The 20,148-nt window shown below is 56.0% G+C and carries 18 protein-coding genes and 2 pseudogenes; 4 read left to right on the forward strand and 16 right to left on the reverse strand.

The features are described 5' to 3' along the window. Positions 1-3: 3 nt before the first annotated feature. The 15 genes from SULPSESMR1_RS24665 to SULPSESMR1_RS24735 all read right to left on the reverse strand — a co-directional run bounded on the left by SULPSESMR1_RS24665 (position 4) and on the right by SULPSESMR1_RS24735 (position 15,832). Positions 4-885, reverse strand: a complete 882-nt coding sequence (locus tag SULPSESMR1_RS24665) for a branched-chain amino acid ABC transporter permease (protein WP_009808035.1) — start codon at positions 883-885, stop codon at positions 4-6. Then, positions 882-1,997: a CaiB/BaiF CoA transferase family protein gene (locus SULPSESMR1_RS24670; protein WP_009808034.1), complete on the reverse strand. Its 1,116-nt coding sequence runs from the start codon at positions 1,995-1,997 to the stop codon at positions 882-884. Before SULPSESMR1_RS24670 ends, SULPSESMR1_RS24665 begins: the two co-directional genes overlap by 4 nt. A 4-nt stretch (positions 1,998-2,001) precedes the next feature. Further along, the gene (locus SULPSESMR1_RS24675) at positions 2,002-2,775 is read right to left on the reverse strand and encodes an SDR family NAD(P)-dependent oxidoreductase (protein WP_009808033.1); all 774 of its coding nucleotides are present in this window, start codon (positions 2,773-2,775) and stop codon (positions 2,002-2,004) included. A gap of 8 nt (positions 2,776-2,783) precedes the next feature. After that, positions 2,784-3,920: an acyl-CoA dehydrogenase family protein gene (locus SULPSESMR1_RS24680; protein WP_009808032.1), complete on the reverse strand. Its 1,137-nt coding sequence runs from the start codon at positions 3,918-3,920 to the stop codon at positions 2,784-2,786. Between the two features lie 9 nt (positions 3,921-3,929). After that, the gene (locus tag SULPSESMR1_RS24685; protein ID WP_009808031.1) at positions 3,930-5,168 is read right to left on the reverse strand and encodes a thiolase family protein; all 1,239 of its coding nucleotides are present in this window, start codon (positions 5,166-5,168) and stop codon (positions 3,930-3,932) included. Positions 5,169-5,180: 12 nt separating this feature from the next. Then, positions 5,181-5,969, reverse strand: a complete 789-nt coding sequence (locus tag SULPSESMR1_RS24690; RefSeq protein WP_009808030.1) for an enoyl-CoA hydratase/isomerase family protein — start codon at positions 5,967-5,969, stop codon at positions 5,181-5,183. Positions 5,970-6,180: 211 nt separating this feature from the next. Then, positions 6,181-6,996 (reverse strand): SDR family NAD(P)-dependent oxidoreductase, encoded by an 816-nt coding sequence (locus SULPSESMR1_RS24695; protein WP_229678646.1) that lies wholly within the window; start codon positions 6,994-6,996, stop codon positions 6,181-6,183. Further along, the gene (locus SULPSESMR1_RS24700) at positions 6,993-8,177 is read right to left on the reverse strand and encodes a lipid-transfer protein (protein WP_009808028.1); all 1,185 of its coding nucleotides are present in this window, start codon (positions 8,175-8,177) and stop codon (positions 6,993-6,995) included. The genes SULPSESMR1_RS24695 and SULPSESMR1_RS24700 overlap by 4 nt, the downstream gene beginning before the upstream one ends. 15 nt (positions 8,178-8,192) lie before the next feature. Next, positions 8,193-9,701 carry a class I adenylate-forming enzyme family protein gene (locus tag SULPSESMR1_RS24705; protein ID WP_074647007.1) on the reverse strand — a complete coding sequence of 503 codons (1,509 nt, stop codon included), beginning with the start codon at positions 9,699-9,701 and terminating at the stop codon, positions 8,193-8,195. 11 nt (positions 9,702-9,712) lie between these two features. Beyond that, positions 9,713-11,263 (reverse strand): AMP-binding protein, encoded by a 1,551-nt coding sequence (locus SULPSESMR1_RS24710; protein ID WP_067296559.1) that lies wholly within the window; start codon positions 11,261-11,263, stop codon positions 9,713-9,715. Between the two features lie 51 nt (positions 11,264-11,314). Continuing rightward, positions 11,315-12,016: an ABC transporter ATP-binding protein gene (locus SULPSESMR1_RS24715; RefSeq protein WP_176832926.1), complete on the reverse strand. Its 702-nt coding sequence runs from the start codon at positions 12,014-12,016 to the stop codon at positions 11,315-11,317. Then, positions 12,013-12,762, reverse strand: coding sequence for an ABC transporter ATP-binding protein (locus tag SULPSESMR1_RS24720; RefSeq protein ID WP_064223626.1), 750 nt, complete (start codon positions 12,760-12,762; stop codon positions 12,013-12,015). Before SULPSESMR1_RS24720 ends, SULPSESMR1_RS24715 begins: the two co-directional genes overlap by 4 nt. After that, positions 12,759-13,709 (reverse strand): branched-chain amino acid ABC transporter permease, encoded by a 951-nt coding sequence (locus tag SULPSESMR1_RS24725; protein ID WP_082894733.1) that lies wholly within the window; start codon positions 13,707-13,709, stop codon positions 12,759-12,761. The genes SULPSESMR1_RS24720 and SULPSESMR1_RS24725 overlap by 4 nt, the downstream gene beginning before the upstream one ends. Continuing rightward, entirely contained in the window at positions 13,706-14,563 is an 858-nt protein-coding gene (locus SULPSESMR1_RS24730; protein ID WP_064223625.1) for a branched-chain amino acid ABC transporter permease, read from the reverse strand. The genes SULPSESMR1_RS24725 and SULPSESMR1_RS24730 overlap by 4 nt, the downstream gene beginning before the upstream one ends. An 84-nt stretch (positions 14,564-14,647) precedes the next feature. Beyond that, the gene (locus SULPSESMR1_RS24735; RefSeq protein WP_067296557.1) at positions 14,648-15,832 is read right to left on the reverse strand and encodes an ABC transporter substrate-binding protein; all 1,185 of its coding nucleotides are present in this window, start codon (positions 15,830-15,832) and stop codon (positions 14,648-14,650) included. A gap of 335 nt (positions 15,833-16,167) precedes the next feature. On the opposite strand from SULPSESMR1_RS24735, the gene SULPSESMR1_RS24740 reads away from it, so the two are divergent. Both SULPSESMR1_RS24740 and SULPSESMR1_RS24745 read left to right on the forward strand, forming a co-directional pair. Then, positions 16,168-17,217 (forward strand): AraC family transcriptional regulator, encoded by a 1,050-nt coding sequence (locus SULPSESMR1_RS24740; RefSeq protein ID WP_089423652.1) that lies wholly within the window; start codon positions 16,168-16,170, stop codon positions 17,215-17,217. A gap of 51 nt (positions 17,218-17,268) precedes the next feature. Then, positions 17,269-17,652, forward strand: coding sequence for a MerR family transcriptional regulator (locus SULPSESMR1_RS24745; protein ID WP_064223622.1), 384 nt, complete (start codon positions 17,269-17,271; stop codon positions 17,650-17,652). Positions 17,653-17,857: 205 nt separating this feature from the next. Here SULPSESMR1_RS24745 and SULPSESMR1_RS24750 read toward each other — a convergent pair. Beyond that, a pseudogene (locus SULPSESMR1_RS24750) lies at positions 17,858-18,301 on the reverse strand (helix-turn-helix domain-containing protein); the annotation flags it as partial. 84 nt (positions 18,302-18,385) lie between these two features. Here SULPSESMR1_RS24750 and SULPSESMR1_RS24755 point away from each other — a divergent pair. Together SULPSESMR1_RS24755 and SULPSESMR1_RS25700 are read left to right on the forward strand one after the other, a co-directional pair. Beyond that, complete coding sequence (locus SULPSESMR1_RS24755; protein ID WP_078543006.1) at positions 18,386-19,732, forward strand: ISKra4 family transposase; 1,347 nt, start codon at positions 18,386-18,388, stop codon at positions 19,730-19,732. Positions 19,733-19,744: 12 nt separating this feature from the next. Beyond that, positions 19,745-20,071, forward strand: a pseudogene (locus SULPSESMR1_RS25700) (hypothetical protein); the annotation flags it as partial. Positions 20,072-20,148 lie beyond the last annotated feature (77 nt).

Below are 20,148 nucleotides of genomic sequence, written 5' to 3' on the forward strand. Positions count from 1 at the left end.
GGCTTAGACCTTCTTTGCATAAATTTGGGCCAGCAGGCCTTGCGGACGGATCAACAGCACAAGGAACATGATCAAGTAGGCACCAATTCCTTTGAGGGTCGGGAACATGATATCGAAAAACGGTTCCGTCACACCGATCAGCAAGCAACCGATCACCGCACCGGGGATGGAGCCGAAACCACCGACAATTGCCCCTGCAAATGCCTTGAACCCGATAAAACCCATCTGCGTCGAAACCAACGTCATTGGCCCCAGGAGCAGTCCGGCAATCCCGCCAAAGATCGCGGACATTGCCCAGATCGAGGATGTCAGCCGTTTCACAGGAATACCCATGTAGAACGCTGCTAACTGGTTCAGGGACAACGCCTGCATGGCGACACCCTGCCGAGCGTAACGGAAAAACAGGTACAGCGCGCTGGCGACAACCGCGGTGACAACAATCGACAACACGCTGGCCCAAGAAATGATCACTGGGCCCAGTGTAAGATTGCCATCAACCGGAGCAGGCAACGAATAGTTGCCAAACCCCCAAATTATCCCTGCAACCGCCCTGAGCGCGATACCCAATGCCAGCGTCAGGATAAAGACAGTGAACACCGGCTGGCCCGTCAGGCGCCGCACCACAAGCGCTTCGACGCCGTAGCCGAATGCGCCCATGAAGACCAATGTCAACATCGCACCCAGCCAGTAGGGCATCCCCATCAGCACGATGAACTGATACCCGACAAATGCCCCCAGCATCATGAATTCGCCTTGGGCAAAATTCACCTGCTCAGTCGCCTTATACACAAGCACCAGACCAATCGCGATCAGGCTATAAAGGCACCCTTGTGACAGGCCGACCACAAAAAGCTGCATCGCATCGGCAAAAGACAAGGCAGTCATGCGTTGTTCCCCCAGTGTTCAAGGATTTCATCAAGGCTGATTTCTCCCGCATCTCCGGTCGTCGGTGTGTCGGGTTGTGTTCGCGAGAATCGCGGTGCGGGCGTCGGCATCTCGATGCCACCTACTGTGACAAAGCTGCCCCGGGCGCGATTATGCGCATGATCCGATGCGTCAGCCAGAGAAACCACAGGTGCGAAACACGCGTCGCTGCCTTCCAGAATATCGCACCATTCCTGTTGGGTCGCAGTCAGGAAAATCTCCGTAAGCGCGTCCATCATACTGGCCTGCGCGGTGGGTGCGTATTGATCGGCAAAGCGCGGATCGTCTGTGAGGCCCAGAAGTGCCAGAAGTTCGGCAAAAAATTGCGGTTCGAGACATCCAACGGACACATATTTGCCATCGCCCGTTTCGTAACAACGATACCACGCAACGCCGCCGTTGATAAAATCGCCAGACCGTTTATCAGACCAAGCGCCACATGCGACCAACCCGTGCTGCATGGTCATCAGCAGGTTAACCCCGTCCGTCATGGCCGTATCGACCACCTGCCCCTGCCCCGTGGCGCGCGCATGAGTCAGGGCTGCAAGGATACCAACGTTCAGCATCATCGCGCCGCCGCCCTGATCCGCGATCAGGTTCATCGGTGCAGGTGGCGGGCGGTCCGCATCGCCCAAACCCCAAACCGCACCGGTTATGGCGGCATAATTCATGTCGTGGCCCGCTGCATGTGCCAGCGGCCCTTCCTGTCCCCATCCGGTCAATCGGCCATAGACCAAGGCCGGATTGCGCGCCTGCACCTGTTCCGGACCAAATCCCAGCTTTTCCATTTTGCCCGGCCTGAACCCTTCGATCAGCACCTCGGCACGTTCGATCAACTGCCAGAGCCGGTCGACATCTCTGGCCTTTGTCAGGTCAAGTGTCAGGCTGCGGCGCGAGCGGTTGAACAGATTGTATTTCGCATCAATCGGCAACGGAAATTTCTGACCGGGCCGCGCGATGCGCACCACTTCAGCGCCCAGATCAGCCAGATGCATCGCAGCAAACGGCGCAGGGCCAAGACCTGCCATTTCAACAATGCGTACACCTTTGAGGGGACCTGAGCGTTGCAGCATCGCCCTATCTCGCCTGCAGGCGCGTGGCAGCATCAAGCCGCACGGTTTCGCCGTTCATATATGAATTCTCGATCAGAAAGGCGCAGCAATGAGCGAATTCTTCCATCCGGCCGACACGCTTGGGCGCTTCGACAGAGGCTTCGAGGTTTGCGATCACGTTGTCGGGCAGCGACATGACCATCGGCGTGCCGAACAGGCCGGGTGCAATCGCGTTGACGCGAATGCCCTTGGCACCCAGTTCGCGCGCGGCAGGCAGGTTAAGGCCCATCACCCCCGCCTTTGACGACGAATAAGCCGGCTGGCCGATTTGCCCTTCCATCGCAGCACCAGAGGAGACGTTGACAACAACACCGCGCTCTTCGCCGTTTTCGGGTTCATTCAACAACATCCGCTGAACAGCTTTGCTCATTACGTTGAATGTGCCGACAAGATTGATATCAACCGTGCGGCGGAATGTGTCGAGCGACGCGGCCTTGCCGTCACGGTCGATCACTTTCATCGGGCTGACGACCCCGGCGCAGTTGATGCACCCATGCAGCGCACCGAATTTTGAAACCACGGCGTCAACTGCCGCGTCCACGCCTTCATCGTCGGTCACATCGACGTTGCAGAACATTGCGTTTGAAGCACCCAGTTCCTTGACCAGCGCATCGCCAGCGCCCTGCGACATATCGAAAATACCAATCTTGGCACCGCGTGCTCGCAGATATTTCGCCGTCGCCGCGCCAAGACCCGATGCCCCGCCGGTGACGATGATTGTCTTGCCTTCGATTTCCATGACCGCTCCTATTTGAATGCCTGCACGCCGGTAAGCGTCCGTGCGATCAGCAATTTTTGTATTTCTGTAGTCCCGTCCGGGATCGGCCCGATAATGGCCTCGCGCGCCAGCCGTTCGACGATAAAATCGGTGGTGACACCATTGCCACCGTGGATCTGCACTGCTTGGCGCGTTGCGTTCACTGCGATTTCCGTGCCGTACCATTTGGCCATGGCACATTCCTTGTCGCAGCGTTCGCCGCGGTCGATCATGCCAGCGGCACGGAGGGTCAAAAGCCGCGCAGCATCAATCTCTGTGGCCATTACGGCGATCTTGTCTGCGATGAGCTGGTGACCCGCTATCTGCTTGCCGTGCTGGTTGCGTTCCTGCGCATATCTGATCGACTCTTCCAACGCGCGCCGTGCCAGGGAGATTCCCCACATGGCCATGTGAACGCGCGCCCGTTCAAACACCACAAGCGTTTGCTGCAAGCCGCGGCCGACCTCGCCTATCGTGTTTGCAATCGGCACACGCACGTCATCAAGAAAGATCTGTGCCGTGGATTGTGCGTTCAGACCCATTTTTTTGATGTCGCGGGTTTCATAGCCATGCTCTTTGCGATCCACTAGAATATGGGTCAGGCCCTCATCGGTGGCGCAGGTGCATATCAGGAAATCCGAAAAGCGACCATTGGTGATCCAGGTCTTTTCGCCATTGATCACCCAGTCATCGCCGTCCCGCCGCGCTCGGGTTTTGACAGCGGCCACATCGGACCCGACATTTGGTTCCGATATGCCCATCGACGCGGTAATTTCACCGGCAAGCAACGGACCGATATATTTTTTGCGAATCTCATCAGACCCGAGCTTCAGCAGAATCTCACCTGCCACCACGTTGATCAGAATGGGCAGCGCGATATCTATTGCCGTAACACCAACCTCTTCGAACAGCATCAGGTGGGTGGTCCAATCCAGCCCCATACCGCCCGCTTCTTCGGGATGCGGGGCCGATGTCAGACCGAACTCGGCAAGTCGCGTCATGAAACCCTGAATGACTTCTTTTTCGAACGGCGCATCCTTAACCTTCAGGTATTCCGGTTCGATCTGGTCATCCAGAAACCGGCGCAAGGAATCGCAAGCCATTATCTGCTCTTCGGTTTTGAACATCTTTCGCTCCTAGCGCCCGAGAATAAGGATGGAGGCCACGGCCTCTTCGATACCGATCAAACCGCCGCCATTTTCCGCGATGGCGATCCGCGCACCTTCGACCTGTCTAGGTCCACATTCACCGCGCAGTTGCGATACCAGTTCGTAAACCTGGCCCAACCCAGTCGCGCCAATCGGGTGGCCTTTGCATTCCAGCCCGCCCGACGGGTTCACCGGCACCCGCCCGCCGATGGAGGTGTCACCGCGCTCGGATGCAGCACCCCCTTCGCCAAATGGGAACAGCCCAAGGTTTTCGATCTGGATCAACTCACCCACCGCTGTTGCGTCATGCACTTCGGCAACTGATACGTCTTGGGGACCGATACCGGCGATTTCATATGCCCGCCGTGCCGCAATCGCGGTCAGGTGGTTCTCATAATCCTCCGGCGCGCGGTTTGATCCGGTCTGGATCACGCTGGCGCGCACTTCGATGGCACGATCCCGGCTGATCCCGAACTTTTTCAATCCGGCCTCGGTCATCAGAACCGCAGCGGCACCGCCATCGCTCATCGGGGCGCACATTGGCAGGGTCAAAGGATAAGTGATCGGTGGTGCGCTTAATATTTCGTCAACGGTATAAGGCGCGCGGAATTGCGCCTTTTCATTTTCAACCGAATGCATGTGGTTCTTTGCTGCAATCGCAGCAATCTGTTTTTGGGTCGTGCCGAACGTGCGCATATGCGCCAGCCCGAACGCTCCGTAAATCGCCATAAAGACTGAAAACGGCTTGTCCGAAGTGGTGTCATTCGGCACGTCGATGCCTTTGCCCAGCGCCATCAGTTTTTCGGTATTTTCCTCAACGGTGGACACATCCCACGCGCCATCGAAAAAGCTGAACATCTTAGCTTTGTCACCTGTCCACATTTTTTCGGCCCCAACGGCCAAAGCCACGTCACCCTCGCCTGCTTTGAGAAATTGAGCCGCAAGGTTCAACGCGGTTGACCCGCTGGCACATGCATTTTCGACGTTTACCATCGGGATGCCCTCAAATCCCATCTCGCGCAGGGTGATCTGGCCCGGGATCATCAACTGCGCCTCAAGATGTCGCTGTGTTGTGTTCGCGTAGTAGGCAGCCTGAATGTCATCCTTGCCAATGCCGGCGTCCGCCATCGCGCCATCGACAGCCTCGCAGGTCAGCGACTTTACCGTTGCCCCGTCGAGGCGTCCCATTTTGGTCATCGCGACCCCGGCAATGTAAATTTTTGTCATTTCAATCTCCGCTCATGTGCCGGTGAAAACCGGCTTTCGTTTTTCACCGAATGCGGCAAGTCCTTCGGCCGCATCGTTGGATTTCAGATGTTCGCGCAGCACGGCAAGTTCCTGTTTCAGCGCCTCCACCTGCGTCATTTCGATGGATGCATTGGCTACCCGCTTCATCTGCGACAGGACCAGCGGGCTTTTGGTCGCCAGCAACTGGCTGAACTCGTGCAGCCGCGCTTCAAGCGCGTCATCACCAACCACTTCCTGCACCAGCCCCATGCGCATCAATTCGCGCGCTGGTAGACTTTGGCCCGAAAACAAGAGGTATTTCGCGTTTGCGAGTCCGATCCGGCACGGCAAGACAGCAGCGCCGCCTGCGCCAGGGAACACACCAAAATTCGAATGAGCATCGCCAATTCTGGCGCTCTCGCCCGCAATCAGCACATCGCAACACATCGCGAGTTCCAGCCCGCCCGCAACGGTAATGCCATTCAGCCCGCCGATCACCGGTTTCGGCAAATCACGCAGCGCTTGAAACGTCGCGCCGATAGCGTCAAGAAAATCACCCTTTTGCGTATCGGCATCATCCAGACCAGCGAGGACTTCCTTCAGATTGGCACCGGCGCAAAACGCACGCCCCGCAGCCGTCAGCACAATTGCGCGCACCTGTTTTGCCACAGCGATCTCTCTTATCGCGGCGCGCAGTTCCCCAATGAGGTCGACAGAAAGTGCATTAAGACTGTTGGCCCTGTTCAACGTCAGCCACGCAACCGGACCACGGTATTCGACCAGTACATTCGCTTGAGTCATGCGTGCGTCTTTCTATTTACTTACCAGTAAGTAATCAAAAATATATAATCAAATCAAGAACTAATTTACGTTAGGTTACATAGGCTTGTAGGTTGTCGGTTTCTCCCGTCCGATTTGATCGGAGAATCAGCAATCCGGCGACATCAAGATAGTGCGTTCCCCGATGATGCGCGCGACATGAAAAAATGCCTCGCCGCGCGACACCTTGTGTTCAGGACGAACTTTTTGTGCCCAGATCCAGCGAGCCAGTCTGCATCATGCCGCCACAGACATATCCACCATCAACGACCAGTGTTTCACCGTTCACATATCGCGCATCAGGCGAGCCCAGATAGGCAACTGCCGCCGCGATATCCGCAGGGTCGGCCATGTAACCCGCCGGAATCATCGGCAACAGGCGCGCAACCGTTTCTTCGGTATAGGTGCTTTCGGTGAGCGGAGTTGTAATGGCGCCCGGTGCAATCGCGTTTGCCGTGACGCCATGCGCCGCAACTTCAAGCGCAATCTGGCGTGTCAGCCCCACCAAGGCCGCCTTGGACGTGCCGTAAGCCGTGCGCCCGACCCCTGCGCGGATGCCGCTGACCGACGTGATATTGATGATCCTGCCATATCGCTGACGAACCATTTCACGCGCAGCAAGTTGCGCGCACAACATGCTGCCTGTCAGGTTGATAGCCATAACGCGGTTCCAGTCTTCCAAAGGAAAATCGAGGAACGGATTAATCCCGACGATACCCGCATTGTTCACCAGCACATCCACGCATTTGTCCCAGCGTTCCGTCTCGTCAAATGCCGCATTCACCGATGCCGGATCCGACACATCAAGCTTTTGCCCAAGCGCTGTACCACCTGCCGCTTCGATCTGCTTGACCGTATCGGCTATGCCTGTTTCGGCAATATCAGTGACAACAACCCTCGCGCCCAACTCCGCCAGCCGCAAAGCAATCCCCTGTCCGATGCCAGAACCTGCACCGGTGACAAGTGCCACGCCGAAATCGTCACGATCTCTCATTGGTGGTTTTGTCATGCTGTAATCCTTTCATAAAGTGTAACAACCGCCGCACCGCCCAGCCCAACGTTATGCTGGAGGGCAAGCCGCGCATTATCGACCTGCCGGTTCTCTGCCTTTCCACGCAGTTGGTTGGTCAACTCAAAACACTGTGCCAGCCCCGTAGCACCCAGTGGATGCCCCTTTGACAGCAGACCACCAGACGGGTTCGTGACGTATTTCCCGCCAAAGGTGTTGTCGCCATCATCGACCAACTTTTCGCCATCACCTTCGGCACATAGCCCCAGGGCCTCGTAGGAAATCAATTCGTTCTGCGCGAAACAGTCATGCAATTCGATCACGTCGATATCGTCAGGACCCACGCCCGCCTTTTCATAGACCATGCGCGCGGCATCACGGCTCAGCCTGGCGCCAACCACTTCGATCATGTCGCCGGTTTCAGGGTCCAGCAGTTTATCCGTTGTCATTGCCTGCGCGCGGATTTGTACAGTTGTATCAAGGCCCATTTTTTCAGCGAACCCTTTGGACACCACAAGCGCCGCCGCAGCGCCGCAGGTGGGCGGACAAGCCATTGGCCGTGTCATTACACCGGGCCAGATCACCTGCGCACCCATTACATCCTGCGTGGTCATCTCCTTGCGGAAAACCGAGAGTGGGTTGTTCGCGGCATGGCGGCTAGCCTTGGCCCGAATTTTGGCGAATGTCTCCATCTTCGTACCAAATCGTTCCATATGCGCCTTGCCCGCACCGCCGAAATACCGAAGCGTCATCGGCAGATCGACGTCCCCTATCAGCCGGTCCGTGGCGGCATCAAATTCCGCCAGCGGTGACGGGCGATCGGGAAAGACAACACCCAACGCACCGGGGGCCATCTGTTCAAAACCCACCGCCAGCACACATTCTGCCACACCGCTTTCGACAGCCTGCCGTGCGAGGAAAAGCGCTGTTGAACCGCTCGAACAATTGTTGTTCACGTTGATAATCGGGATGCCCGTCATGCCCACGCGGTAAATCACACGCTGCCCGCTTGTGCTGTCGCCGTAAACATAGCTGGCATAGGCCTGTTGCACGTCTTCGAACGCGATACCGGCGTCATCCAGTGCAAGACGGATCGCCACCTCGCCCATCTCGTCGTAAGGTGCCGATGCGCCCGGTTTTGCAAAAGGGATCATGCCGACACCGGCAATAATGGCAGTCATTTTGGGTCTCCTTTTTTATGGTTTTTCGAATTGTGTATCGGGGTCGGTCAGCATCTGGCGCAACTCTGTCTTAAGTATTTTGCCGTAGCTGCTTTTGGGCAGTTCGAGAACAAAGCAATAGGCCTTGGGTCGCTTGAACCGCGCTATGTTATCCAGACAAAAACGGTCCAGCGCCTGTGCGGTCACGCCCGGCTCTGCCACGACAAACGCGATGACTTCCTCGCCCCATTCGGCCTCCTCGCGGCCAACAACATTAGTTTCGACCACGCCGGAATGACGCAGCAGCACCTCTTCGACCTCGCGCGGATAAATATTTGACCCGCCAGAAATGATCACGTCCTTGGACCGGTCCTTGAGCGTCAGGAAACCGTGGGCGTCCACGCTGCCAATGTCGCCGGTATGGAGCCAGCCGTCCCGCAAGGCTGACGCCGTTGCCGTTTCATTGCCCCAGTATCCCGCCATCACCACATCGCCACTGACGATCACTTCGCCCGCGACATCTGGGGGGCATTGTGTGCCTGTTTCATCCACCACACAGACCGTGACGCCGGTGCGTGGAATGCCGACGGATCCCAGCCAACTATCCGGAATTTCCCAGCTCAATATATGCGGTGGTAGATAAGTGATCGTACATGGTGCCTCGCCTTGTCCGTATCCGATCCAGATGCGGTTGCCCAACAGCGCCATCGCCCGGCGCAGGTCTGCGACATAAATCGGCGCACCGCCGCAGAACAACAGATCAAGGTTTTCGATGGCCGCCGTGTCAAGCGCAGGACAGGCCGTCAGACGCGTCAGCATCGTGGGTGCGACAAAAAAAGATGAATGGGGATATTCATGCAGCAACGTCACGATTTCATGCGGATCGAATCCACCGCTTTGCGGCACAACATTCGCCGCGCCCCGCTGCGCAAACGGTAGCATAAACAGCCCTGCCGCATGAGACAGCGGTGCCGGATGCAGCGCCGCCGACATTTCCGTAACCGGACACATATCGGCCAGAAAACTCGTGGTCATGGTCCAGAGGTTGCGGTGGGTCAGTATCGCCCCTTTCGGGCGGCCCGTCGTGCCGCTGGTATAAAAAATCCATGCCGGATCGGTTTGCGCAGCGTGTGCAGGCTGCAAATCCGCTGACGCTTGTAACGCCGCATTATATTCCGGTCCACCGACCGCAATGACTGCTGAAAACCCTTCGACGTCTTCCGGCCGGTCGGTAAAGGCAAGTGCGGCATCACAGTTAGCATGGATATAGGTCACTTCGTTAGGGTGCAGTTTGGCATTCAACGGAACGGCAACACATCCGGCAGTCCAGATGGCAAACAGGATCTCGATATATTCGGGCCGGTTGCCCATGAAGATCAGAACACGGTCACCTTTTACCAGATTGCGCTGTTTCAGCGCAGCGGCCAAGGCCGCGCTGCGGTCCTGTAATTGGGTGTAGGTGCTGAACGTCGACAACCCCAAGCAGACGGCAGGTCGATCGCAATAGGCGCGCGCGGACTGTGTCAAAATGTACGCGATGTTCATAATTCTGCTCCCTAAATTCTGCGCGCTTGCCCCTGCCAGAACGTATCCCTGATGTCCTTTTTGCGCACTTTCCCAACGGGGCTGCGCGGCAGTTCATCCCAGAAGTCAACCGTTTTGGGGGCCTTTACGCTGCCAAGGTTTTCCTTGCACAATGCAATGATTGCTTCGGGTTCCACCGTTGCATCGGGTTTGAGTTCGATCACCGCCTTGATCGCTTCACCCCATTTTTCGTCAGGCACACCGATCACCGCGCAATCCTGCACGGCAGGATGCGACCAGATCACCTGCTCGACTTCCGAGGGATAAACGTTGAAGCCGCCCGAAATGATCATGTCTTTCTTGCGGTCCACGATATAAAGGTAACCCTCGTCATCCAGATACCCGATGTCGCCGGTATGGTGCCAACCGAACTGGGAAACCTCTGCGGTTGCTTCGGGGTTTTTGTAATACCCCTTCATCACCAGATTTCCGCGCACAACAATTTCACCATGCTCACCACGCGGCATAATGTTACCGTCATCATCCATGATCGCCATCGGTGTCAAAAGTGCGGGCCTGCCGCAACTTGCAAGCCGGTGTTCGCGGGCCGGATCTCCGATAACATTGTGATCCTCTGCCGTCAGCAGCGCGCAGAACATCGGCGATTCTGCTTGTCCGAAACACTGCGCCATGACCGGCCCAAAAATCTTCAGGCATTGGCGCAGCTTGTCAATGGCCATAGGTGCGGCGGCATAAAGAAAGAACCGCAATGACGGAAAGCTACGTTGCGCAACTTCCGGTTGCGACAACAGCATGTAAACGGCGGTCGGCGGCAGGAACAGATGGGTCACTCCCTCGCTTTCAATTGTGTCTAGAACGTTGGCGGCATCAAATCCCGGCAGGATGACGCTGCGCGCACCAGCGGCCATCAACGCAATGGCAAGCACCCCTGACGCGTGGGTCATAGGCGTGATCAGCAAATGCACAGGGTCAGGTCCGGCATCAAAACTGGCATAATAGTTCGCGATTAGCGTGGTCCAGTTCAACTGCGTCAGCATGATCCCCTTGGGCCGCCCCGTTGTCCCACCAGAGGATAAAATTCCGACAAGATCATCAGGGCCAAGCGGCACATCGGGATCGGTTGAAGGGGCCGCGGCCATCCAGTCTTCCAGCCATGGTGCCGCGCCGTCTTGTTTATCCAGACAGATGAATTTTTGTATCTTTGGGCAAAGTTCACGCAATTGTTCCAGCGCCGGTGCAAGATCGCTGTGATAAAACAGAATCTCCACATCATTATGATCCAGGATATACGCGTTTTCTTCTACGCCGTTCTTGGCATTGACGGGAACCCAGATCGTGCCGGCACGAAACAAGCCCAGCATAACTTCAAGGCCGCTCACGCAGTTGGGGCTGTAAACGCCGGCCATCTTGTCGCGTCCGTACCCTTCGGCAGTGATGGCATTGGCGAAACGATATGTGCGTTCCTGAACTTCGCCGTAACTCCGGCCGATTTTAGCATCTTCCAAAGCGATCACGTTAGGGTTGATTGCGACACCCCTGTCGAAGAAATCGATCACACGCATAACGGTTTCCTATCTTGGTTTCCGGGATTTTCCCGCCTTGCCAGTCTGAACTCATACACTGATGAGCTTTTCGATCTCTTCGCGGTTGGCCAGCAAATCTGCTGTCGTGCCGCTCCACTGGACGGTCCCGTTGTCGACAACGTACTGTCGATGGGCCAATTTCATCGGCACGCGCAGGTTCTGTTCAACCAGCAAAAGCGTCATACCTTCTTCGTTGATCCGCCGCATCGAATCGACCAATTCATCAACGATCAGCGGGGCAAGGCCTTCAGTCGGTTCGTCCAGCAGCAACAGTTCCGGATTAGTCAAAAGCGCGCGCGAAATCGCCAGCATTTGCTGTTCGCCGCCCGAAAGCGTGTTTCCCGCCTGTGACGCGCGATCAAGCAGCACCGGAAACATTTCAAAAATCCGGGTTTCGGTCCATGCGCCAGTGCGTCCCATGACGGTTGCGATGCGCAGGTTTTCATGCACTGTCAGATTGTCAAAAATGCGCCTGTCTTCGGGGACATACCCAATGCCCAGACGGCCCAGTTGGTTCGGGAGTCGCGCGGTAACGTCGTCCCCTTTCCAGACTCTGCGCCCTGAAACCGGTTGCTTTAAACCGATGATCGTCTTGAGAATGGTGCTTTTGCCTGCGCCATTGCGCCCGATCAGCGAAACAACTTCGCCCTGTGCGACTTCGATCGACACGCTATGCAACGCCTGCGCCTTGCCATAAGTGACATTGCAGCTTTCCAACGCAAGCAGCTTCATTCCTCTTCTCCCAGATAAGCCGCTCGCACCTCGGCGTTTGCGCGGATTTCTTCAGGGCTGCCAGACGCCAGAATTTGCCCTTGAACCATCACGACCAAAGCACTGGAGACCCGCATTACAACGTCCATGTTGTGTTCGATCAGCAGCACGGTGCGGCCCTTGACGATCCGTTTTATCAGCTCCATCGCAGGCCCGATCTGGTCATGTCCAACACCGGCCAATGGTTCATCGAGCAACAGGACCGATGGGTTGCTCAGCAATGCCAGCCCGACTTCCAATGCGCGTTGATCGCCGTGAGACAAGGTTTCGGCGGGGCGGTGCGCCATCACCGTCAGGCCGATCTCTTCGAGAACGCTTTCGGCCCGTTCCCTGACTGCAGGAAAGCGGCCCGCCGGAAGCCAGAAGGGCTGCAACCTGTACAGATGCGCAAAAGCAGCAAGTTGAAGGTTCTCAAGCACCGACATGCCGGCGAAGATCTTGGTGATCTGGAAACTGCGGCCCAGACCGATGCGGGTCCGTTTATGCACCGACAGGCCCGTTACATCGCGCCCGTCCAGCATCACTTGACCACCGCTTAGCTTGGCATGACCCGAAAGCGCATTCATCAACGTGGTCTTGCCCGCACCGTTAGGTCCGATAATCCCGTAAAGCTGACCCGGCTGGAAGTCGAACGTCACACCGTTGACAGCTTTCAACCCGCTGAAGGAGACCTGAATATCGTTGCAACTCAATGATCCGGCAGTCATTGCATGTCTCCTTCGTCCTGATCACCTTGGAACATTCCGGCAATACCGTTGCGTAGGAAGATGGTGGCAAAAATGAACACCAGACCAAGGATGCCGTACCAATATTGGGTGATTTGGCTCAGTTCTTCTTTCAGTAATTCAAACAAGGCCACGCCAAGAATCGGACCTAGCAATGTGCCTTTGCCGCCCAGCACGGTCATGATCAAAACGTCGCCCGATGTGGACCAATGCAGCATTTGCGGAGAGATGTAGAAGATCAACGATGCCAGCAGGGCTCCTGCAACACCTGCATACGCACCCGAAACGATAAACGCCGATTGGCGCAAGCTATGGACGTTGTATCCGAGTTGCGCGGCGCGCACGTCGTTCGCCTGTACCGCGCGCAATGCCCGCCCGAATGGCGACCCACGCAGCAATGCCATCAGCGCCAGTCCGATCAGGAAAACCGCCACGATAAACCCATAATAGTTGTGGTTGTCGTAGAAATTGATCCCGAACAAGTCAGGCCGCGGCACGCCTGGAATACCGTCCAATCCGCCGGTGATTGCGCGCAGCTTGTTGGACGCAAGGATGTACATCATCTGCGCCAGGGCCAGTGTCAGCAGTGCAAAAAAAAGCCCCGAAACCCGAAGCGCAAAAAGCCCCATCAGGTAAGCCAGCACCGCTCCGACAATCGCCGCTGCAAAAAGGCCCGGTATAAAACCGACGCCATAGCTGAGGGTGAGGATTGTGAGCGCATAACCCCCTGCCCCGAACAACGCCGCATGGCCGAATGACAGCATACCTGTCACCCCGAAGACCAGATCAAAGCCGATTGCGAACAAGGCCCAGATCAGGATCAGGCTGACAAGGTTCACCCATTGCTCATCCTGCACAAAAAACGGAACGATAATCATAACTGCGATAATAATGCCCATCAGGGCCTGACCGATAATCCTGCGTGTCATGCCGAACGCCCCTTTGTGCTAAACAAGCCCGCAGGCCGGAACATCAGCGTTCCGATCAACAGGGCAAAGGTAAGTAGTTCGACCCATTCAGTTGCGTAGGTATATCCGGCCGCCCGCGTCATGCCCAACAGCAACGACGCAAGGATTGCGCCGCGAATGTTCCCAAGCCCGCCGATAATCACCACGACAAAACAGTCGATGATAACGCTGAATCCCATGCCCAGTTCGATCGGCACCAACGGTGCGCTAACCACGCCACCAAGAGCCGCAAGATACGCACCAAGCGCAAAGACGCCGGTGCGAACCCGGTTTACATTTACACCGAGTGTCTGAGCCATTTCCGGATCGGAACTGGCGGCGCGAATAATCATGCCCCATTTGCTACGGTCCAGCAGCAAGAACAGTGCCAGAGAAACCGCTGCACCAAAACCGATTACAAAAAGCCGGTATGACGGTATTTGACTGCCAAACATGGAAATCGGTGCCATGAAGATTTCTGGTGTCGGCACTTGCTTATAGTCAAATCCCCAGATCATCTTTGTCGCGTCGTCGATGACCAGAATGAATCCGAAAGTGAGTAAAAGCTGAAAAATGTGGTCGCGGTCATAGACCTGTTTCAGCGCCAAAATTTCGATCAGCGCACCAACACAGGCGACGATCAGCGGCGCAAACAGCAGTCCCAACCAGAACGATCCGGTCATATGAACAATTTGATACCCGACAAACGCGCCAAGCATATAAAGCGCGCCATGGGCAAAGTTGATCACCCCCAACATGCCAAAAATAAGGGTCAAGCCCGCTGCCAGCAGAAACAGCAGAAAGCTGAGACTCAGCCCGATCACGATAATGGACATATTCAGGGTTCCTCAGTTTCACCCCAAAAAAGCGGGCGACGCATGTCGCGAGGGAACAGCGCCGCCCAGTTCAGGGAGGATCGATTAACAGTCGCTAAACAGGCTATTTGCCGAAAACTCTTCGGTGATTTTCATGGTGAGGTCCGGCAATGGTGCCTCGCCCTTCACAACTTCACCCCAAAGACCGACCTGTTTGGCCTGATGGTCACAAGCGCGCATTTCCTTGCGCCCTTCGACCGAATTTTCATAGACCGATGTTTCAAATGCATCGACCCAGGTTTCCACATCCCAGCTGTCAGTCGCTTCGATGACATCCATCCACCAGCGAAGACCGTCAAATGCCTCGCCCGCGAAGGCCGAAGGGTAGTCACCGTTTGCGTCACGGTAGGCCGTCACGAATTCGGCGTTTGCCGGATTGTCGAGCGAGAAGTGATAACGCACGCCGGAGTTCACGCCCAATGCGGCCTCGCCTGTCGCGGCTGCAAAGATTTCATCCTGAAGCACGGGGCCGAACAGCACTTTGTTCTGACCCATCCCAACCTGACCTGCCTGCTTGCAGAAGGTGACGCCGTCATTGCCCGTTGCCACAACCAGAATACCATCGGCGTCCGAACGCGCCATCTTGTCGATGATGACCGAAAAGTCGCGGTTGCCAAGCGGGGCAAAGTCATTCCCGACGATCTCGACACCGGCGGCTTTTGCTTTTGCGGCAAAGTCGTCAAAGGCGCTGCGCGTGGCCTGATAATCAGCCGTGACCGCGTATACTCTCTTGATCCCGCGTTTCTTTACGAATTCAACACACATGTTCATTTCCATGGCCAACGTGTTGGACGTACGGAATGAGTAACGCGCACCGTCCATCTTGGTAATGCTGTCGTCTGCGGAAATCGTGACCAGATGCGGCACCTTGCGCTGTGTGGACAGGCTTTGCAGTGCCAGAGTCGACGCTGAGCTGACCGCGCCAAACATCAATTGCGTGCCTTCCGCCAACAGCCGGCTTGCTTTTTGTACGGCGGGCTGGGGTTTGGTTTCATCGTCTTCCCAGCTGAAGCGGACTTTTTTGCCCAACAATTCGCCACCCCGCATGGCCACGGCAAGTTCCGCGCCTTTGCGCATGTCATTGCCGATCAAGCCGTATGCGCCCGAGAAAGACAGAATGCCCGCAATGTGATAATCTTCGGGCGTTGCGGCCCGCAGAACCATTGGCGCAGGCAAGGTACTGGCCAAAGTTAGCGCCCCGGCGCTGCGTAGAAAATTCCGACGTTTCATAGTTTTCCTCCCGGTTTCACGCCCCAAGAAGTTTCTCCTGCAAGGCGAATGATGCGCTGCCCGGGATAAATCGTTCCCGGAAAAGCAGAATACTATCAGCAAGTTTGGCGGGTTTTATCATACGTCGGATCAGCAATCGGGCGGTAACAAATCATGGATTTGCAAATGGCGCAAAAGTGCATCTGATCGCGACCGTGTCCCTAACCCTCCCCCATCTCTTGCATCAAGCATCGCAGGGTTAGGACTGGCAGGGAATGTCCGAAAACGCCACAAATTTGACATTTTCTGCCAAATCGATATTATTTACCCATCAGTAGAATTTTGAGGTCATCGTCATGAAGGTGGGCTTGCTCCAAAACCTGCGTCTTCCCAAACATAGCATCCAGTTCATGTGTGACGTGCTGATCGAACACGGCATTGATCCTGACCCATTGCTCAAAGAAGCAGGTTTGCAGCTCAGCCTTCTCTCGGATCCATGGGGCACGCTGGACGGTATTCAGGAACTCACATTCCTGCGTGCCTTTTGCCGGAGTACAGCGCATATTGAAGGTGTCGCTTTTGTCACCGGTCTGCGTTACAGCCTGATCTCGTATGGCCCTATCGGGCTTGCCACGCTAGTTTCAGAGAATGTGACAGCGGGGCTGAGGGTTTTCACGCAAATGCAGGGGCTGGGATACGCACTGCTGGCATATGACATCACAGAGGACGATGAAGGTTTTGCAACAGGGTTTGTTGCCGACGACCAGTATGTACCGCCCGATCTTCTGGATTTTGTTCATGAACGGCTGCTTGGGTCCGGCCCGACCTTCTTCCGGGACCTGCGTCAAGAAAACCTGCCCATCCGTCTGATCGAATGCCCGTTGGACCGCCCGAAAGGCTGGATGAACCTAGAAGCGCGCTGGCAAACCGAAATCGTGTATCGCGCACCGCGCAGTTGCATTCACTTTCATCCTGGAACAGGCGCGCTGAAACTGCCGCTGGCGAATGCCCTTCTTGCGGTAAACTATCGTGTTTTGTGCGAGAATATGCTTGAAACCGGCCCCAAGCATACCGGAACAGCAAATTCGGTTTATCAGGTGTTGATGCAGGTGCGCGGCGTTTTTCCCAATGCGCCGGAAGTGGCCGAAACGCTTCATTTGTCAGAACGCTCTTTACATCGAAAACTTGCCAGTCAGTCGATGAGCTATCGCCAGATTATCGATAGCGTGCGCTTGCGCCGCGCACGGGAGCTTCTTGATACATCCGACTTACCGCTGGCTGAAGTTGCAGATCGCCTCGGTTTTTCGGAAACTGCCAGCCTGTCGCGATTTTTCCGGCGGGTTTCAGGGGATTCGCCGTCCGCATATCGAAAAACCAGCAAAGGGTTATTCGCCAGTTCACGTTAGGATTAGACGACGAGACGCTAACACGACCATATATCAGAACGGAGTGACGCCATGAACAAGTCCGATGACGAAACGCTCACCTTCAAAGAGATGGTCGGGAAATTCGACGTCACCCCCCGAACCCTGCGGTATTACGAATATCTCGAACTTCTCAAACCCACGCTACAAGGGCGTGAACGAAGTTATGATCGCAAACAGATCGCGCGGTTCAAGCTGATCTTGCGAGGTCGTCGGTTCGGAATGAAGCTTGAAGATATAAGAGTTTGGTTAGAAATATATAAAAACAGGGGCTCAAGAGCGCAGCTTCGCGAATGGGCAAGGATATCAAAAATCCTCGAAAATAAGCTTCGCGCCGAGATAAAAGAAAGAGAGGAAGCTCTGGCAGAATTACGAGAAACCTCAAAGCTCGCCAATGAATTGAATTTCAAAAAGTGATCCCGAAACCCAACGCACCGACCAAATAGATGGCTGGTTGATGCAAACACCCATAATTTGGAAGCGAATGGATGGAGCTAGCTCTAAAACACAATCGACAAAGTGCTGGGACGTAAAATTCGCTTTTACAACATACAGCGGGTCCCTGCGCATTATTTGCCATAAGCGCGCTTATGCGTGTTTCTGCCCACATTCCAGGCAAATACTAAGTTGCAATCCGCCACATTCGAAACCGCCCCAGCCCTGTCACCTCACGAACCAAGTCCTTTTCCTCCATCAAGGCAAGGTTTCGCTGCACGGCTGCGCGGCTGGAACCAATCTGGGACTCAGCCATTGGAGCAGACACAAGGGGCCATTCTGCAAAGAGAGCTCGTAAGGCGGGAGGGGTTTTGCCGGATAGTGGCGCCATTTCAGCCTCTGCCTGAACCGTCCAAGCCTCAGTCTGATCCAGATGCCGCATCGCCGTTAGAACAGCGCTCTCCATCCCCGCCAACCAACGGGCCAATCGTTCGTCCGGAGAACCAGATGCACGCAGCCCCCCTGCTCCACCCATGGCGAGCGGCGCAAATATAGCACCGTTTCCGTTGCTGCTCGCAATCCTGGCCGCCGTGACGGCGGCTTCGATCTGGTCTCCTTGTGTCGCGTTGCCCTTAAATCTGAGACACGACGGGAGTGGGCAAAACCTGGTGGTCGACGTGGTAGGGTAAGGTATCGGAACAAGGCGGGACCCACCATGGAAGTAAACATTTTTGTCGAGACGACGTTTGACGATGGAGAAACCAAGAAGCGCAATATCGGTCGACTTCGCCGTGCGCCGGACGAGTTTGGTTCCGAGAGTTTGGGCCTTCTCCTCAATGACGCAAAGACCTTACTGAGGCGTTTGCAGGAGACGATTGTGCAAGATCAGGTCGGTGAAGCAATGGAGGCTCGCCGGAAATGCGATGGCTGTGGCAAACAACGCGCGATCCATGATGATCGAGGCCGTATTCTCGACACTCTTTTCGGGCGAATTCGGGTGAAGTGGCCAAGGCTTCGACGCTGCTTGTGCCAACCGGCTGGGGTCGCGAAATCTGGGCCACAATCACCACTTGCCGGGTTATTCTCTGACCGTGCGACTGCCGAACTTCGGCGCCTGCAGGCTGAATTGGGGGCCAGGCACTCGTTTCGGGAAGCCGCTCGATTAATCGAAATGTTCATGCCCTGTTCGGCTCAATTGAACACGACCGTTCGAAATCGTTTGGGTCGCATCGCCGACGAGCTAGGCCGCGAAAACGTAAGCCAAGGAGACGCGGATACAATCGCTCCGCCATCACCACTGACCGTTTTCCTGGATGGTGCGCACATACGATGTCGACCTGAATACCAGAAACGGCACCTCGATGTTGTAGTCGGCAAGGTTGAAAGCCCCAATATGAGCCGGCGGTTTGGTCTCGTGCAGCAAGCCGCCGGTTCTCCAGCAAAGCAGCTCCGACATGACCTGATCGCGCAGGGCTGGGACGGTCAGAGCAAAGTGACCGTGATTTCAGACGGCGAACCTGCACTGCCGAATTTGGTGAGGCGTGCCGTTCGAGGTCCCGTCACCCACATACTGGACTGGTGGCATATCTCGATGCGGGTCAAGCACATTGAAAATGCGGTGCGGGGACTTCTGCAATCGAAGGGCTTTTCAGGGTTGCCGCTACTCTTCGAGCGACCTGCTGATACACTGCGTTGGCACCTTTGGCACGGCAAAGTGATGACCGCCGCGACAATCCTCAAGGTTCTTCAGATCGATTGCGATCGTCTGCACGCCGAAACCCGAGAATTACGAGAAGCGGCCAAGCGGGTCAAAGCCCGGTGCCAGGACCTCTATTCCTACCTTGCGAACAACTTCGACGCGCTCGTAGACTACGGCCATCGACACCGGAATGGCCTCGCAGTTTCGTCGTCCCGGGCAGAAGGCTGTGTTGATGACATCGGCAACACCCGCATGGGCAAGCGGCGGCGCATGAGATGGTCACCGCGGGGCGCGCAACGGGTTGCCGTCACTCGGGCCGCTGTCCTTGACAGAAGGCTAGGCGTCTCAAAGCGGGCCGCTTAACCACCAAGTTTTGCCCACTCCCACGGCAGGGTGCCGGCCGGCTTCCTGCTTGGCTTTATGCGCCGATGGCGAAATTCGTCGGGAACTCCAACTCGTCCCGCGGTCAAGCCGCCCGCGAGACCAATAACGGACCCCAAAGAGCGCGAATTGCTGAGACAGATGCAAGCCGCACCAACTGCGAACCGCCAGTTCCACGCGTCCGACTTGTGTCGCTTGATCGGACATGCTGCCTACGAAGCGCGTGTACTCGATGTGATCCACAAGTTTGGGTGTCAGAGGTTTTCAGCAACTTTGGCCGTGCACGGAAGAGCGGTGTTGGCAGGGGAAATATCCAGATGATCCGCTGGCGGCAGTGCGCGATTGGATCAATGAGCGCTCCCTGCGCTTGAGGGACCCCTGGATGGCTAAATTCGGGG

This window comes from Pseudosulfitobacter pseudonitzschiae, assembly GCF_002222635.1.
GTDB classification, from domain to species: Bacteria; Pseudomonadota; Alphaproteobacteria; order Rhodobacterales; family Rhodobacteraceae; genus Pseudosulfitobacter; species Pseudosulfitobacter pseudonitzschiae_A.